Source organism: Polyangium spumosum (genome assembly GCF_009649845.1).
Taxonomy (GTDB): Bacteria; Myxococcota_A; Polyangia; order Polyangiales; family Polyangiaceae; genus Polyangium; species Polyangium spumosum.
In genome coordinates this window covers 1-12,554 of record NZ_WJIE01000001.1, presented here as the reverse complement: position 1 = coordinate 12,554, position 12,554 = coordinate 1, and the positions used below count along the sequence as shown (strand labels likewise).

Sequence of the window (12,554 nt, the reverse complement as noted above, 5' to 3'; positions counted from 1 at the left end):
CCGCCCGAGGGCGCCTCCCCCGTCCGGCCGCCGATAACCTCGCGTCCCGCGATTACGCATGGCCCACGCCTTCCACGGCATCGTCCGCCGCCTGTCGCAATCGGATCCCCTCCCAAGCTCGCACCGAAGCATTGTCCACCCACCGCTTCGCCTTGTCATTGCAGCCGAGCTCCCGCAGATGACGCGTAAACGCCTTCGGCCCGAGCAAATGCCGCGCGCCGTTCGCCTTTCCCCAGCGCTCGTAAGCCTCCCGGAGGGCGGAGCGCGTCACCCAGACATCAGGCCAAAGCGCCCGATCCGTGGCGACCACGCATTCGTCGTCCAGGAAGTCCCGCAACGGGTTGTTTTCCTGCCGGTACGCCTCGGTTGCAGCCTCGACCGACGCAGGCACCGCGAGCCCGTCCTTTTGCCAGGCGAGGCAACCACGCACCGCCCAAGCGAGGATAGCCGCCCCCGATTTTCGCACGTCGGTGAGCGTCCGTTTTACGCGCCTGTCGCGCCGTTCTTTCGGGATCACCCGGTCAAACGGAATACGCAGGATCCGCCGCCACATGGCCAGATCATCGTCACTCACCCGAGGCGCGTGGTTTGCCGAGAGCCATAACTTGAAGCTCGGCTTGAACTCGAACGACTCCTGATAGAGCATTCGAGCGGTAACCGTATCGCCGCCCGTGATGCTCTTGACGAGGGCCTCCGCGAGCCGTTTGCCGTCGTCCACCTCGATCGACACGACGAACCGCGACCCCGCGAGCCTGGCGATGTCATTTCGAGGCGCGCCGACCTGCGGCCGGACGAGGAATGTCTCGAAATCGGACGTCATCCCGTAGTCCCCCAGCGCCGCCTTGACGGCCTCGAGGAACGTCGACTTGCCCGAGGCCGCGGGCCCGTGCACGAAGAAGAGCTTTTCCTCGCTCGTGTCCGCCGACATCGAGTAGCCGACGGCCCGGCAGAGGAACCCGGCGAGCTCCTGATCGCCGCCCGTCACATCGTGGAGGAAGGATTCCCAGAGCTCCGACCGCGCCGCGGGATCGTACACGACCGGAGCGAGCCGCGTGATCAGGTCCTCCCGCCGATGCGGCCGCAACTTCCCCGTCCGCAGGTCCACCACGCCATTCAGGCACGAGAGCGCCCACGGATCCGCATCGAACGCCGACGCCCGCTCGACCACGCCCGGCTCCGACGACGCGAGCGCGAGCATGTTCGAGAGGGCGCGCGCCCCCTGGGAGCGCATCGCCCACGCCTGGCGACGCTGCGCGCCATCGAGCGCGGCCCGAGCTCGCTGGATCGCCGGTTCGTCCGCGGACCCTTCCACCGCATCGAGGGCCCTCCGCGCCGCCGCGAGACGTTCCGCCCCGACCAGCGAAAGGAGCCGCGTGTAATCCTTCGCCGCCCGCTCTACAGCAGGCGTATCGCGCGACCAGCGCCGCCCGTCGTAATGGTGCCAGCCGCCGAGCTCCTCCACGTAGCGGAGGTCCGCGCCGTGGTGAGCGACGAGGCCCTCAGCATTGGCAAGCTCGGTGCATTCACCCGTCCCCGGGCGGAGCGCAGGCAGCGCGCGCGGAGCTCGAGCCGCGCCGTCTCGCCGAGGGCTCGCCGCGCCCTCGACCGGAGCGGTCCCCGCCCGAGGCGCAGGCGGGGGGCTCGGAGCTCGGCCCGCATCCGGCCGAGCGGGAGTCCGCTTGCCCTCGGTCACGAGCGCCGCCCGCTCGATGTCGTCGTCTTCCCCGAATGACTCCGCCGCCCGATCCGGCTCGCGCGACCTCGCGTTGTGCAGCGAATCGGAGGAACTCCCGCCCCGCCCGTGGCTCGACCGCGCCGGAACCGTCCGAGGCGCCGCGCGCCCATCTTCGAGCGCCCGGCGCAACGTCCGGAGGTGCTGCGCCTTGATCGCCTCGGGATCCCATCGACCGTTCAGCATCGCGCCATGGAGCGCGTCCTCGACCTCGCTCGCCGAGAGCAGCCCCCGCGCGACCAGCCCGCCGAGCGAGTACGCCTCACGATTGAGGGTGTCGTTACGGGAGCCCTTCGGCGCGCGCTCGACCGCCTCGATCGCCTGATTCAGCGCCGCCCGCGCATACCGTGCGTGATCCTCGCCGAAGGAGGGAGCCTCGGGCGCCGCGGTCGCCTCGGCGCGCGCCGGAGCAGCCGCGCGCGTGCTCGTCGATGCCATCCGCTCGAAGAGCCACCGCGGCAACTCCGCCACCGGGACACGATCCGTCCACGTGTAGACGCTCCCCGTGCGATGCACGGTCGGGCACGTCGCGATCTGCCCGCCTTCCCCGCGCACGTCGAGCCCGGGCGCGATCTTCCCCGCGTTGTTCCGGATCGCGCTCATGTCGAAGTGTTCCGGAACGACGAACAGCCGATGCTCGCCCCCGTCGACTCGCCCGGAGCGCGACGCCAACGTCCGCGGAAGCGGCCCGTGGACTGCCTCGAGCGCGGCCAAGCTCTCCCGCCCCGCAGGCCCGTCGATATCGAGCGCGACGAGCCGCGCCTCGCCGCCCATCGCCAGCCCCACCCCAGCACCGGGCCACTTCTTCCACCAGGCGAGGACATCCTCGCGCGTCGGCTGCAACTCCTGCCACGCGCGCATGCGCGGATGCTTGCCCGCGCTACCCCCGCAGCGCATGCCGCGCGAGCATTCGCAGGCGCCCGTCCTTGGATCGACGGACCAGAGGGGAATCGGCCGCCATCCCATGCTCACGTAGAGAGAAGCGGCGAGCGAGGGCGGATCGTCAGGATCCGGAAGATATTTCGGGTCGAGGTCCATGTTCGTTCTCCGAAAATCGACGAGATTACTCGCCATCGAAAAGGCCGAGTTGGTGCGCCTTCCGCACGCGCCGCGCGTCCGTGCTCTGTGACTTGATCGCCTCTCGCGCCCTCGCCGCGATCCCCCGATCAATCTCGCTCCCGAGAAACCGCATCCCGAGCCGCCGCGCGGCAACGCCCGTCGAGCCGCCCCCCGTGAAGAAATCGACGACGAGTCCCCCGGGCGGAGCGACCACCCCGAGGCACCGCTCGATCACCTCGGGAGGCTTGGCCGTTTGGTGATTCCGCGCCTCATGGTGGAGCCGCGAGCCGTTCAGAACGTCCCCCGTGCTCGCATCGTGAAAGACGCCGGTCCCTTTCACGAAGTGAAGGACGACCTCGTGTTGGCGCCGGAACCCGCTCCCGAGGGCCGGCGCTCCCTTGTCCCAGATGATCATCCCCTGCCAGCGCAGCCCGCTCGATTCGAGGGCCGGCGCGAGGAGCGGAACCATCCGCCAATCGCAGAAGACGCCGAGGCTCCCGCCCTCGAGCAGGATCCGGAACGCTTGGACCGCGACGCAGCGGAGGAGCCACACGATCCCCGCCGAGCCCATGTTGTCGTTGATGAACCAGCCGAGGCTCTTGACGGTTTGATGCCGGAGCATCCCGCGCGCTTGGCGCTTGGCCGTCTCGGTGTAGCCGCCCGAGCAGTAGGGCGGATCGGTCCACACGGCATGCGCGCACGCGTCCGGGAGCGTTTCGGCGAAGTCGAGCGCGTCAGCCGTGCTCACGTGCCACCCGGCCGAGCCTGCGATCACTTCGTCCGGCGAGCCCTCGCGCCCGTGCGCGAGCACCTCGGGATCCGCCGCCTTCGGTCGAGCGACCATGGCGAGGACCCTATCAGCCGAAAGTCGATGATTTCAACGGATTCCAGTGGACGTAACGGACATAATCCGTCCGATCATGATCGGAATGATAATGTCCGATCGCACCAATGCCGGAACGATCGACCCCGAGCGGCCGAGGTTACCCCCTTCCCGCCCGAGACCTCGGGGCCATGTCGAGTTGGATGCCGGGCGCGCGCCGCGTCACGCCGCCGCAGCGGTAGGCAAGCGCGGGCCCAAGGATGGCGAGAGGATCAGTTCCAGAGGATTTGGACCGGGAGGGGCATTTGATACCCCTGCATTCGCCGCTTTTTTGAAGTGCAGTACCGTTCGTGTCCCCCTGGGGACGCTGATTTAAGACATCCAGCCGCGAGCAAGGCCCACAGGTTCGCGGACCCCTCCACCCAGAAGCGCTTCCCCTCTGGGGTCTCGATCGGCGTGAGCTTGATCGGCCCCTCGAAGAGCATGCTGATCACCTCGCGGGCCTGCTCGGGCTTGCGGGTCAAGATCCCCTTCAGCTCATCGAGCCGCGTGCGGGCCTCCGCCTCCATCCGCCGGAGCTCGAGGTGGATCGCCTCGGGCGCTGCCTTGGCTCCGCGGAGCCGGGCCTCGAGCGCGGAGAGCTCCTCTTGACGCTCGGCGATGGCGCGGATCACGGCCTCGGGCTTCTGGTCGATCGTCGCCAGGGCCGTGATGAGACGATCGATCTCGGTCCGGAGCCGCGTGGCCTCCTTCTCCATCCGGGGCAGATCCGTCGTCGTCTTGGTCGTCCGCTCGGCGAGCCGCTCCCGGACGTTTTGGAGCACGTCCAGAAGGAGCTCCTCGGAAAGGACGGTCTCCGAGATCCACTTGGCCACGGCGTTGTTGATGCCGTCCACGGGCCGGCGCAGGGTGTTGGTACAGACAGCCTTCCCCCGATCGCGGCTGTAGGCGCAGCCGTAGACCTTCACGGTCTCGTAGCTGCGTTTGCCGTTCGTCACGGTCATCGGTCCGCCGCACTGACCGCAGCGGCCGAGGCCTGACAGGAGGTGGCGCGCGGGTCGCCCGGCGCCGCGTCGGCTCTCGCGGTGCTCCTGCGTCTGCGCCCTGGCCTGGACGGCAAACCAAAGCTCGTCGTCCACGATCCGAAGCTGGGGCGCCTCGGCGCGGATCCACTCGGAAGGATCCCGCGCGATCCGGACCTTCGTCCCGCCCTTGTAGGTCTTCTCCCTCGTGTTCCAGACGAGGATCCCGCGGTAGCGCTCGCGGCGGAGCATCGACCAGACGGCCGAGGTCGCCCACGATCCCGTCCCTCGCTTGCCAGCGCGCGGCGGCGGAACTCGGCGCGCGTTCAAGTCCTTGACGATAGAGCGTAGGCCCTCGCCGTCCGCGTACCGCTTGAAAAGCTCGCGGATAATCTGCGCCTGCTCCTCGTTGATTTTGTACTCGACGCGGACGCGCTGCTCGCCATCGAGGACCTCGGCGTTGTCGTAGCCGTACACGCGCCCCCCGACGACGAGCCCGCGCCGGGCCTTCGTCAAAAGGTGCTCGTGGGTGCGCTGGGATGTCTTCTCGCGTTCGAGCTCCGCGGCGAAGCTCCGGGCCGCGATCATGAACTTGTCGACGGCGCCGTCGAGGGTGACCTCCTCGTTCTTGTAGTAGTAGAAGAGGCGCGTTCCCGTCTCCAAAAGGTCCTGGATCACGAGGCCGGACCGGAAGGTATCCCCGCCGAGGCGGGAATCATCCCGGACGATGACGGCGTCGAACTGGCCCGCGTTCGCGGCGTTCAAGAGCGAAATCAGGCCGGGCCGCTTCTTGAACTCGGCGCGGCTCACGGCGTCGTCGATGAAGACGTGATCGGGCGCGACGGTCCCCCCGTTCGCGAGGACGTAACGCTGCGCCTCCTGCAATTGGACCTCGACGGAGGCCATCTGGTGTTCGTCGGTCGAGCGCCGGGCGTACAGCGCGATCCGCATGTTGAGCAATCGCATGGTCACGGCTTGGGAGGATAGTCCAAAAGGTCTGCCACGACAAGCGCCGCGAGTGCCCGGACGAACGCTTCGCGATCAAAGCGTTTTCCCGCGGGGGAAGGGCCCACGGTGATCCGAACCTCGTCTTGGTGCGCCGTGGGGCTCGTCTTCGTCGTGGTCCCCTTCCCTGCTCCTCGCGTGGGCTGCGCGCACGGAGTGCAGGGGTTGGGCACCTCTGCGCCCTCCTCGTGGGGCTTGCTCGGCTCGTTCTTGGGACGGGTCGCTCGACGTGCCATCGCGTGTTTCGGGTGAAGCGAGCCCCAGGGCCCGCCCCGGGGTCGATGGGAGCACTATCGGCCGGGCCGGTCGTGAAGTGCCAGCATGGAATGACGCAACCTAGGACATTATGTGTCCCATGCTGGAACCGCGTGAATCATAGGCTGGGGCGCGCATTCGTCGCAGAAGTGGCGGTAAATCGGCCTTCCACGCGGTTGTCCTGGCCGGTGATGAAAGGCACGGACGGCCATGTTTCCGGGGGCTCCGTATCGTTACAGTGTCGATGCGATCGGACGGATAATGTCCGCTGTTGCATTCGGTTTCAGTTGAGACGTTCGATCGCGGGCTGATACTGTCCTCGCCATGGTGGCTCGCTCGATGTCAGCGGCTCCCGATTCGCTCATGCTTGGGCGCGAGGGCTCGACCGACGAGGTGATCGCAGGCTCGGCCGGGTGGCACGTGAGCACGGCTGATGCGCTCGACTTCGCCGAAACGCTCCCGGACGCGTGCGCGCATGCGGTTTGGACCGATCCGCCCTACTGCTCGGGCGGGTACACGGAGTCCGCCAAGCGCCAGTCCCGCGGGATGATCCGGCATCAAAGCGTGAAGGCCATGGGCTGGTTCATCAATGACAACATGGGCTCGGCGGGGATCGTGTGGCTCCTCCGCTGCGTCGCGGTTCAAGCGTTCCGGATCCTGGTCGAGGGCGGGAGCCTCGGGGTCTTTTGCGATTGGCGGATGGTTCCGCTCCTCGCTCCGGCGCTCGAATCGAGCGGGCTGCGCTGGCAGGGGATGATCATCTGGGACAAGGGAGCTCCGGCCCTCGGGACGGGGTTCCGGCGTCAACACGAGGTCGTCCTCCATTTCGTGAAAGGAACGGGGATCTTCCACGACGCGAGCACGGGGGACGTCCTGAACGGCTCGCGGCTCCACCATGAGGCGCGGAATCACCAAACGGCCAAGCCTCCCGAGGTGATCGAGCGCTGTCTCGGGGTCGTGGCTCCGCCCGGGGGCCTCGTCGTCGATTTCTTCACGGGGGGCGGCTCGACGGGGGTTGCCGCGCGGCGGCTCGGGATGCGGTTCCTCGGGAGCGAGATCGACAAGAGGATCGCGGCGCGAGCTCGGGAGGCGATCAAGTCACAGAGCACGGACGCGCGGCACATGCGGAAGGCGCACCAACTCGGACTGTTCGGGGAATAGGATGCTGCTCGATCCCGGCGCACTCGGTGGAGGTCGGAGCCTGGGCGCGGTGGCGATCTGCGCGATCCGGGAGGCGACGCGGGCCGATCTGAAGCTCGCGGAAAAGGCGGTCCTCCTCGCGATTGCGCTCCGCATGGATCACGACGGGGTCGCGCGGACGAACCTCGGGACGATCGCCCGGGATCTCGGGACGTCGAAATCGGTTGTCGCCGAGGTCGTGGCGTTCCTCCGGACCCTCGGCGTCCTGGTGGTCGAGGGGCCGACCGCGCGGCGGCCCGTGTTGCCCTTCCGGATCGCGCTCGAGGCCCTCAGCGGGCCGCCCGGGGAGCCTCGGCGGCGGGAGCGGGCCTCGAAGCGGCTGGACCGCCCGGCGGTGCAGCCTGGACCGCCCGGCGGTTCTGAGGACGCGCGAGCCTATACCGCCCCGCAGTCCAGCCTGGACCGCCCGGCGGTTCACGATGGCGCGGAGGTTGCCGGGGGCGCGGTGGACGCCTGGACCGCCCGGCAGTCCAGCGAGAACGCGGTCCTGGACCGCCCGGCGGTTCAGGGCGGCGCCGAGGACGCGCAAGCCTGGACCGCCCGGCAGTCCAGTCTGGACCGCCCGGCGGTGCACCCTGGACCGCCGGGCGGTTCAGCGGGGCCCGGATCTCTCCCTCTCTCTCTGGATCATGATCAGAAAGATCCAGAAAGAGATCCAGAGAGAGAGGCGACGAAAGCGCGGAGCTCGAAGCGGCGGGCTCGAGGCGCGGCGCGGGGCGAGGCCGGGCCCTACCAGGTGGGGCTCGTGGGCATCGCCTCGGCGAGCGACGGGCGCGAGGCAGCGAAACGGCGAAAGCCGTCGACACCTCTGCCGGATGGCTGGGCTCCCTCACCGACGATGCGTCAATGGGCGCTGGCCCAAGCGAAAGAGGCCGGGCTCGCGTGGACCGAGGCGGACGTGGATCACGAGATCGCCACGTTTTGCAGCAAGGCGAGGGCAAAGGATCAGCGCTGGGCGGATTGGGGGGCAGCCTGGGAAAACTGGATCCGCATGGGGATCAAGTTCGCTTGGAAGCAGGCCATGACCGAGGACAGGCGGACGGCGGGGCCCGGTCCTCGTCGGGCCGTGGGATTGCAGCCGCTCGGGGATGCCTGCGAAAAGGAGGCTCCTCCCGAGCTCTTCGATTCGGACGATTCGATGGCTTCGCCCGGAGGTGGGTACTTATGAGGCGCGATGGCTTTCAATCGATGGCGGAGACCTTGACGCGTTTTGCAGGGCCGCCCGTCGGGGTGTACGCGTGCGCGAATGACTGCGGGCGGACGACGCGCCTGCCGGGCGTGTGTGCGGGGTGCGTGGAGGACGAGGTCCGGGCGAAGTATCAGCGGGAGCTGCTTCCGGCCCTGCGCTCGATCCCGCCGCGTTTCCAGTGGGCGATCCCCGGGGACGATGAGGCGGCCGAGCGGCTGAAACACGCGCGGATCAAGGAATGGCCACGGGTTCGGCGGGAGCTCACGGAGGCCGTCGAGGCGGGCCGGAATGTGGTCCTGCTCGGGCCCAAGCCCCAGGTCGGGAAGACCTCGGCGGCGTGCGTGATGCTCCGGCGCGTGATCGAGCGGGGCGCGCTCGACGCGTTGCCCGAGGACACGCGGATGGCGGCGCTCGGGAGCGGGCCCGCGGCGAGGCCGGGAGAGCGGCCGCGGTTCGCGTCGGATCGGCTCGCGGAGCAGGTGCGGATCGCGCGAGGGGCGCGGTTCGTCGCGGTGCGGGACGTGCGCGGGGAGAGTCCCGAGGCGATCGAGGCGCGGCGGGAGGCGAAGCGGGCGACGGTGCTGGTGTTCGATGACGTGGGGGACGAGCTCGATGGTGCGCCGGCCGCGTCCGGGTGGATTCCGGACAGGATCACCGGGACGCGGGACGTGATCGATTATCGGCACAAGCGGCCCGAGCTCAAGACGATCTTCACGACGTGGCTTCCCAAGCGGGAGATGGCGAGGTTTTACGGGGGCGGGACCGCGGAGCGGGTGTATGAGCACGCGGCGGTCGTGCGCGTCGGTCCGCAAGAAGGCGGCGCGTGAAGGTCGGCGAGGATGACGGGGACGAGGGGCCTGGGTGCAAGCGGGATCCGGTGCTCGAGGCGGTCGAGAGGGCCCCGCTCGTTCCGGCGACCGATGAGGAGATCGAGTTGCTCGAGGAAGGGGAAGACGGGCCGGCGACGTGGAAGCGGATCCTTAAAGCATCCGATAATAGGGCCAACGTCGAAAGCGAACGTGGGGGGCGTGGGCTAGAGTAGGCCCTCACGCTCCAAGACCAAGCGAATATCCTCGAATTTGGATGCGACATCGCCCGGCGGGAAGCGAATCTGACCGAGACCTACGATATTCGAGAATTCTTCGCATCCCTGTTCAAGCAAGACAATGGCGCGCTTAAAACCGAGTCGTCCCTGAAAGAGGCCGACTTCATGGATAACGTTGGCCCGTGCGTGCTTGGTCTGGTCTGCCCGCTCGTCTTCAGCGGTCATGATGATGAAGGCGAAGCAGGCTTCGTCCAGCATGCCTTCCAGGCGCTCTTTCGTTGAGAGCCCCGCAGTGGGGTCGCGATTGAACTCATCCCACTGAAGCTTCAGACGATCCTGCAGAAAGTCCTTTAAATCCTTCCACACACGAGAGCGTCCGTGTCCAATAAAAATCTTGCCATCCACTTTTGCCACGGTTTTCCCTTTCATTTTGCGGGTCTTTTGAAGGTACCGGACGAGGTACTGAGCCTGCTTTGCAAGCTCCCGTACCCCATTCTGACAAGAAAGTATTGACGCGACATAGAGAATGACTTTTAGATGTGGCGGGGTACGTATACCTTCCGCCGCCGCACGGCGGTCGCGAGTGCCGAACTCCTTGCCCGCGATCATCGCCTCGAACAATTCTCGTTCTGTGTAATATGGCTTCAGGGACGCAACTTCCGCGCGCACCTTCTTGATTGCATCATCATCCTTAATCGCAAGAAGCGCGTCAATCGTAGGGAGCAACTCATCGCGGCAATCGCCAAATATCTCCCTGACTGTCTCAGCGGCATCGTCGAGAACCTTGACATCAACACCGCCTGCGCGCTCTCTTATCTCGGTCATCAAGGCTTCGTAATCGTATATTACCCACGGTCCACCTCGAGTGCCCGCGGAAGATACACGCTCGCCGCCCCATTCTGTGTCAAAGTAATCTCCCGGGCCTCTGGGGCGGAGTCCCTCGGTGTATACGGTTGAATGATACCCTAGCAATCCTCCCGAGGATGCCTTAGCAATATCTTCGGCCTCCTTCCGAAGGCGAGCACAGGCCGATGCAATTGGCTCAGCGTCGAGCGTGTTCGCTGCACGCTCACAACGTCGAACTATACGCACAAGGTCGTCGAGGACATCATCATCCATTGCTACAATCCATGAACGCGAGCTAATCCACCGAGAGCAAACCCACCACGACGAACGGACATGGGACCCTCCCACATGAGCCACACACGCGCAAGCCCTGTCGCCCAGATCGTTTCACCAATCGCGACGAGGTCGGCATCGTTCGATGCCGTACTTCCGCCACCCCAGCATCCGGTAGCGGGCTCCGATCCTCGATGCGGTCGAGGGGGCTCCGTTCGATCTGGCGACCGAGGAAGAGAACGATCTGCTCGAGGACGCGGAGGACGACGATCTGGAGAAGTGGAAGCGGAGCCCCCCCGGGGAGGCGGGATCACGCCTGGTTCTGCTCGAGATCGTCGGGGTGAGGACGTCGATCGGGTCGAATCCCGAGTTTATTTGTACTCCATGAGGTGCTCGAAATCAGCCATCGAATCCGAGGGGTCGATGGCTTCGAGCCTGAGCGTAAAGAAAGTCTCGCGATCGAAGGCGACGGATAGCATCTCGTGGAGCTCGACCTCGTGGCGACTCGGGCATCGAGGTAGTGCTACGTGACATCATAGCGACACCATTGCTGTGACTAATACCTTGCGTACAAGTGACTGACGCAGGTGCCGCACACCGAACGGCCTATTGCCGCACAACGGATACGCGCCTGCAAGTCAGAAAGACCAATGAATTCGTTTTTGCTCATTTCGTTGGCGCTCATCTTTCGACACACGGACAGTGGCTTGGGGCTAATTTGACCGTTTGTCTGCTTCATGGCCTCGAACAGATGCAGCTCATCCGTATTGCGCTTCTTTTTAAGTGTATATGCGGACACTCGTCATCTCCTATCGTGGGAAGTTCTCTCCAGGGGCGAGCATTGGGCGTCGCTTACCGCGCCCCTTCAGTCGTCTACGAGTAATCTGCTAAAAATTGACCAACCCCTGAAAGCATCGAGTCGACGTCAGCACGAGTAAATTTTTCAAAGTCACCGTGTGCTGCCGCGTTCCTAACATCCGCCCAATGGCGAAGCTGTTTCGCTCTGAGTTCATTAAAAACCCCCGCCTTCTTTAGTTCGTCAATGAGGCCGTTTAGCATTTTGGGTCCGCCCGCAGGCGTAACCAAAGGAATGGGTGGACTTTGTCTACGGCAGAGGTCACGAAGCGTCTTTTCCAGAATCGCCCCTATCAGAACCGCGGCAGGGACATGGTCGTGCTTACCCGGCTGTCCCTCCTTGAGAAGAGCTTCTGCCTGCCCCAGGTAGTCAGCAGCGATTTCTGCTTCCATTCGAGCAAACATGCTATCGAGCAATCCGTTATCATAGTCATCAGACAAGCCGCAAATTATGCCAAGTAGTGCCCGTGCACCGAGATAAGTCTCGCCCTGCTCATAAATCTCCTTGACGACATTCGCCAGTCGCCCTGACCCGTGCGACAGGTATTCGATGAGAGTGACACAGCTCGTCCGAAATGCGAAATACTCGTCACCAAAAGAAGTGAGGTCGTACACATTGTGACGAACCTCCTGCTTCATCCGCTGCACAAGATCGGTGCCCTTGGCCTGTAAAGACTTAAACCGGGCGCGGATGTCCTTGTCAATTTGAGGGGTAAGCGGCATGGGATACTCGTTCTGCTGATTCGGTGGCTATGCGGAACCGCACGCTTGATACGCGCATTTTGATTACCGGCTACTGGTGCCGGCGGGTTGATTGGTTGAGGACCATCCGGACGGACCCTTACACAGTTCCACTTTCGGCGCAAGATCGCTCGCGGCGAGCTCCTCGGCGAGCGTGGCGAGGCTCGGCGCGAGGGCCTCGCCGAGGGGTTCGGCCGAGTCGCACGTTGCCGCGGGGGTCCTGGTCGAGGCGGGCGATCCCGCCGAGGTCGAGGGCGACGGGGAGGCCGGGGCCGGGTCGAGGGCCTCGAGCTCGGCGAGCTCGGCGCGCGCAAGGGGTCGAGGGCCCCTCGGCGAGGCGGCCGGCCCTCGGCGGAAATCTTCCCCGGGGTCGAGGCGCCCGGACCGCGCTCGACGTCGTATTTCCGCCACCCCCGCATCCGGGGGGGTCGAGGTGGCGGAAACCAAGGCGGCGGAAACCCTCCGCGGCGAGGTCCTCGACGAGGGGCGCGAGGCTCGACGCGAGGAGC

General features: G+C 65.9%; 9 protein-coding genes. 4 read left to right on the top strand and 5 right to left on the bottom strand.

What is annotated here, in order from left to right:
* Positions 1-52 precede the first annotated feature (52 nt).
* The 3 genes from GF068_RS00045 to GF068_RS00035 all read right to left on the bottom strand — a co-directional run bounded on the left by GF068_RS00045 (position 53) and on the right by GF068_RS00035 (position 5,602).
* Entirely contained in the window at positions 53-2,698 is a 2,646-nt protein-coding gene (locus tag GF068_RS00045) for a phage/plasmid primase, P4 family (RefSeq protein ID WP_240806613.1), read from the bottom strand.
* Positions 2,699-2,795: 97 nt separating this feature from the next.
* Positions 2,796-3,635 carry a DNA-methyltransferase gene (locus tag GF068_RS00040; protein ID WP_153817247.1) on the bottom strand — a complete coding sequence of 280 codons (840 nt, stop codon included), beginning with the start codon at positions 3,633-3,635 and terminating at the stop codon, positions 2,796-2,798.
* 251 nt (positions 3,636-3,886) lie between these two features.
* Positions 3,887-5,602, bottom strand: a complete 1,716-nt coding sequence (locus GF068_RS00035) for a recombinase family protein (RefSeq protein WP_240806612.1) — start codon at positions 5,600-5,602, stop codon at positions 3,887-3,889.
* A gap of 657 nt (positions 5,603-6,259) precedes the next feature.
* On the opposite strand from GF068_RS00035, the gene GF068_RS00030 reads away from it, so the two are divergent.
* The 4 genes from GF068_RS00030 to GF068_RS00015 all read left to right on the top strand — a co-directional run bounded on the left by GF068_RS00030 (position 6,260) and on the right by GF068_RS00015 (position 9,327).
* The gene (locus tag GF068_RS00030) at positions 6,260-7,057 is read left to right on the top strand and encodes a DNA-methyltransferase (RefSeq protein ID WP_170319221.1); all 798 of its coding nucleotides are present in this window, start codon (positions 6,260-6,262) and stop codon (positions 7,055-7,057) included.
* Positions 7,058-7,934: 877 nt separating this feature from the next.
* Positions 7,935-8,264, top strand: a complete 330-nt coding sequence (locus GF068_RS00025) for a hypothetical protein (RefSeq protein ID WP_153817244.1) — start codon at positions 7,935-7,937, stop codon at positions 8,262-8,264.
* A gap of 20 nt (positions 8,265-8,284) precedes the next feature.
* On the top strand, positions 8,285-9,112 hold the full coding sequence (locus GF068_RS00020; protein ID WP_153817243.1) for a P-loop NTPase family protein: 828 nt from the start codon (positions 8,285-8,287) through the stop codon (positions 9,110-9,112).
* Positions 9,109-9,327: a hypothetical protein gene (locus tag GF068_RS00015; RefSeq protein ID WP_153817242.1), complete on the top strand. Its 219-nt coding sequence runs from the start codon at positions 9,109-9,111 to the stop codon at positions 9,325-9,327. Before GF068_RS00020 ends, GF068_RS00015 begins: the two co-directional genes overlap by 4 nt.
* Here the strand turns inward: GF068_RS00015 and GF068_RS00010 are convergent.
* Both GF068_RS00010 and GF068_RS00005 read right to left on the bottom strand, forming a co-directional pair.
* The gene (locus tag GF068_RS00010) at positions 9,319-10,155 is read right to left on the bottom strand and encodes a TIR domain-containing protein (protein WP_240806611.1); all 837 of its coding nucleotides are present in this window, start codon (positions 10,153-10,155) and stop codon (positions 9,319-9,321) included. The two genes, GF068_RS00015 and GF068_RS00010, sit on opposite strands and share 9 nt — an antisense overlap.
* A gap of 1,167 nt (positions 10,156-11,322) precedes the next feature.
* The gene (locus GF068_RS00005) at positions 11,323-12,027 is read right to left on the bottom strand and encodes a DUF4145 domain-containing protein (protein WP_153817240.1); all 705 of its coding nucleotides are present in this window, start codon (positions 12,025-12,027) and stop codon (positions 11,323-11,325) included.
* Positions 12,028-12,554 lie beyond the last annotated feature (527 nt).

Coding starts and splice junctions, on each gene's coding strand:
- GF068_RS00045 (WP_240806613.1), bottom strand. CDS start 2,698: ATGGGATGGCGGCCGATTCCCCTCTGGTCCGTCGATCCAAGGACGGGC.
- GF068_RS00040 (WP_153817247.1), bottom strand. CDS start 3,635: ATGGTCGCTCGACCGAAGGCGGCGGATCCCGAGGTGCTCGCGCACGGG.
- GF068_RS00035 (WP_240806612.1), bottom strand. CDS start 5,602: ATGCGATTGCTCAACATGCGGATCGCGCTGTACGCCCGGCGCTCGACC.
- GF068_RS00030 (WP_170319221.1), top strand. CDS start 6,260: ATGCTTGGGCGCGAGGGCTCGACCGACGAGGTGATCGCAGGCTCGGCC.
- GF068_RS00025 (WP_153817244.1), top strand. CDS start 7,935: ATGCGTCAATGGGCGCTGGCCCAAGCGAAAGAGGCCGGGCTCGCGTGG.
- GF068_RS00020 (WP_153817243.1), top strand. CDS start 8,285: ATGGCGGAGACCTTGACGCGTTTTGCAGGGCCGCCCGTCGGGGTGTAC.
- GF068_RS00010 (WP_240806611.1), bottom strand. CDS start 10,155: ATGACCGAGATAAGAGAGCGCGCAGGCGGTGTTGATGTCAAGGTTCTC.
- GF068_RS00005 (WP_153817240.1), bottom strand. CDS start 12,027: ATGCCGCTTACCCCTCAAATTGACAAGGACATCCGCGCCCGGTTTAAG.